Below are 1,251 nucleotides of genomic sequence, written 5' to 3'. Positions count from 1 at the left end.
TGTAATGCTCCCCATTGTCAAGACACGATTTTTTGAGGATTAAGTTATGTCCTCCATTCTCGTAATCTAGTAAATTAGGATGCGGTTTTTTCAATAGAATGCGCGTAAAATTGATCGGGCTTTGCTTCATTGAGAGATTGATGAGGGCGTTCTTGGTTATAGAATTGGACATAGCGAACTATCCCTTTGCGCAGCGCGCGAGGGTCTTCGTATTCATTCAAGAAGATGCATTCGTATTTGAGCGAGCGGAAATATCGCTCTGTACGGCTGTTATCCGTCGCACGCCCCTTACCATCCATCGATACCTTGACGCCTTCTATCTCCAGTAGCTAAAGGTATTCAGCGTTGGTAAAGTGGGAGCCCTGATCGCTGTTCATGATCTCGGGCTTACAGCGGCTAAATGCGCGCTTGAGACACCTCAAAACAAAGCCTTTCTCAAGCGTACTGGATAGCTCGTAGTCGATCACTTTGCGGCTATACCAATCGATGATATTGAACAGATACATGAAGCCTTTCCCCATCCGGAGATAGGTGATGTCGATTCCCCAGACCTGATTCGGCCGGTTAATGGTTAAGCCCCGAAGCAAGTAGGGGCGAACATATTTTGCGTGGAATCGCTTGCTCAAGTTCGGCTTCGGATAGATCGCTTCAAGCCCCATGTGCTGCATGAGACGCCGTACGCGCTTACGATTCACCTCAAAGCCTCGATCTCGAAGGAATCGGGTCATCCGCCGATAACCAAAGTAAGGGTGTTTCATATAGATTTCATCGATCTGGTGCATGATCTGTACATTCTCTTCGCTTTCACTTTTCTCTTGACTAGGGCGATAAACGCTTGTCCTGTTCACGTTCAGCAGATCGGCCTGGCGCTTAATGGTAATTTCATTGTTATCACGCTCCACCATGGCTTTTCGAGCTTCGAGCGGTTCATTTGAGGCCAGATTTTTTTTTCAGCCAGTCGACCTCTACCGTGAGTTGGCCAACCAGCTTCTCTAGATGCTCTTGCTTGCTCTCGTACTCTTTCTTCAGTTTGTCGACTTCACTTGTCTTCTTCTCAAAGACGACAGAAGCACGCTCAAGAAATTCAGCTTTCCATCGGCTAACCATAACCGGGCTTACTTCGTACTTGGCAGCAATCTCGTTGACGGTCTGCTCCTCCCGGAGGACCTCCAGCACAACTTTTGTCTTAAACTCTGAGGTATATCGGTTCCGTTTTTCCATAGCTTCATTATAACTTATTTATCACTCTCC

Annotated in this window: 1 pseudogene; it reads right to left on the bottom strand. The window is 47.1% G+C overall.

The window, feature by feature from the left end:
- Positions 1-74: 74 nt before the first annotated feature.
- Positions 75-1,221: pseudogene (locus tag NR121_RS24905) on the bottom strand (IS3 family transposase).
- Between the last annotated feature and the right edge of the window lie 30 nt (positions 1,222-1,251).

Origin of the sequence: Paenibacillus sp. Pae15, assembly GCF_024519685.1 — a bacterium.
Taxonomy (GTDB): Bacteria; Bacillota; Bacilli; order Paenibacillales; family NBRC-103111; genus Paenibacillus_G; species Paenibacillus_G naphthalenovorans.
Note: the sequence above shows the minus strand (reverse complement) of the source record. Positions and strands in the feature narration are given on the sequence as shown.